At 74.0% G+C, this 2413-nt stretch carries 1 protein-coding gene; it reads left to right on the forward strand.

Features of this window, described 5'->3' with window-relative positions; translation table 11 throughout:
- Nucleotides 1–2413 (forward strand): DUF6603 domain-containing protein (locus HW445_RS26940; protein WP_180223481.1); only part of this gene is annotated, 2413 nt, incomplete at both ends.

A 2413-nucleotide genomic window follows, 5' to 3' on the forward strand; every position in this document is an offset into this window, starting at 1 on the left:
TCCTCGTCCCCCGCGGATCCGCCGCCCTCCAGCGGCAGTTCGGCGACTGGGTGCTGCGCGCCGACCTGGCCGGGGCGGGCCCGGCCGTCGCGCTCGGCCCCAACGGCGTCACCTTCTCCGGCGGCACGCCCACCGGAGGACGCGCCGAACTCGGTCTCGAACTGCGCAAGGGCGACCCCTCCGGCGCAGGCCAGGAGCCCCCCGCCCTGCTGCTCGGCAGCGCGAACGGCACCCGGCTGGAGATCGGCGCCTTCCGCGCCTGGATACGCGCGGTCCTCGAACAGGGCCGTCCCGGAGAACCCGACCCGTCCGACGTCGAGATCGGCGTCGTCGCCGACAAGGCCGCCGTCGTCGTGTCCGGCGGCGACGGCGACGGATTCCTCGCCTCGGTGCTGCCCGCCGACGGACTGCGCACCGAGTTCGCCCTCGGCCTGCGCTGGTCCCGCCGCCGGGGCCTGAGCTTCACCGGCTCGGGCGGGCTGGACGCCGTCCTGCCGGTCAACGCCCGCCTCGGACCGGTCGAACTCGTCTCCGTGCACCTGGAGTTGCACGCGGACGCAGAGCGCAAGGAACTCACCGCCCGGGTGGCCGCCACCGCCCGGCTCACCCTCGGGCCGGTCACCGCCACCGTGGAACGGATCGGTCTGGAGGCCGGCCTGTCCACCCAGGACGGCAACCTCGGCCCGGTCGGCCTCGACGCGGACTTCGCCCCGCCCAAGGGCGCCGCCCTCAAGGTCGCGGCCGGACCCGTGACCGGCGGCGGCTACCTCTTCTTCGACCACGCCAAGGAGGAGTACGCCGGCGTCCTCGCCCTCCAGCTGGAGAGCATCGCGCTGACCGCCGTCGGCCTGCTCACCACCCGCATGCCCGACGGGGCCGACGGCTTCTCCCTGCTCATCCTCGTCAGCGCCGAATTCACCCCGCTCCAGCTCGGTTTCGGCTTCACCCTCAACGGCGTCGGCGGCCTCGTCGGCATCAACCGCTCCGTCTCCGTGGACGCCCTGCGCGCCGGCATCCGCACCAAGGCCCTCGACTCCGTCCTGTTCCCCCGCGACCCGCTGGCCCGCGCCCCCGAGATCGCCGCCACCCTCGGCACCGTCTTCCCGCCCACCCCGGGCCGCCACGTCGTCGGCCCGATGGCGCGGATCGGCTGGGGCACGCCGACCCTGCTCACCCTCGACCTCGGGCTCCTGCTCGAACTGCCCACGCCGGTACGGCTGGTGCTGCTCGGCCGGCTGCGGATGGCGCTGCCCACCGAGGAACGGGCCGTGGTCGTCGTCAACATGGACGTCCTCGGCGTGATCGACTTCGAGCGCGGCGAGGCGTCCGTCGACGCCACCCTGTACGACTCGCGGATCGCCGCGTTCGCGCTCACCGGCGACATGGCGATGCGCGCCCGCTGGAAGGGCGAGAGCAGCTTCGCGCTGTCCGCCGGCGGGTTCCACCCGCGCTTCCAGCGCCCCGACGGGTTCCCGCAGCTGCGCCGCCTGGCGATCTCGCTGCTCAACGGCGACAACCCCCGGCTCCGTCTGGAGGCGTACTTCGCGCTGACCTCCAACACCGTGCAGTTCGGCGCCCGTCTGGAGCTGTACGCGGCCGCGCTCGGCTTCAGCATCGACGGAATGCTGTCCTTCGACGCCCTGGTGCAGTTCGAGCCGTTCGGCTTCCAGGTCGACGTCGGCGGACGCCTCGCCCTCAAGCGGGGCAGCCGCACCCTGATGGGGGTCGGGGTGGAGGTCGCGCTCTCCGGACCGACGCCCTGGCACGTGCGCGGCAAGGCCCGCTTCGAGATCCTCTTCTTCAGCGGCGAGATCAGCTTCGACCGCACCTTCGGCGCCCGGGCCACCCCCGCCGAACTCCCCGCCGCGGTCGACGTGGCCGCCAGGGTCGAGGAGGCGATGGCCGACCCGCGCAACTGGACGGCCCAGCTCACCGGACCCGGCCGCACCGTCGTCACCCTCCGGCAACTCCCCGACGCCGACGGCCAGTTGATCGTCCACCCGCTCGGCGGGCTGTCGTTCACCCAGCGGGTCGCCCCGCTCGGGCTGACCCTGGACCGCTTCGGCGGCGCGCCGGTGAAGGACCCCCGCCGCCTCGACCTCCATCCCGAACTCACCGTCGAGGACACCGACCCTTCCACCACCACCGCCCCGGTCGTCCTCCGGCTCACCCCGACCCGCGACCAGTTCGCACCCGCCCAGTACCTCGACCTGAGCGACGAGGAGAAGCTCTCCGCCCCCTCCTTCGAACGGCTCGTCGCCGGAGCCACCGCCGAGGGCGCCCTCGCCACCGGCCGGGAACGCGACGGCGTGCACGGTTCGGCCCTCGGCTACGAGGAGGTCGTCGTGGACGGCCCGCACCGCAGCGCCACCTCCGCCGCGACGGCCTTCGCCAGGACCGGCGGTGCCGAACC

This window comes from Streptomyces sp. UH6 (assembly GCF_013421635.1).
In the GTDB taxonomy this organism is placed as follows: Bacteria; Actinomycetota; Actinomycetes; order Streptomycetales; family Streptomycetaceae; genus Streptomyces; species Streptomyces abyssomicinicus.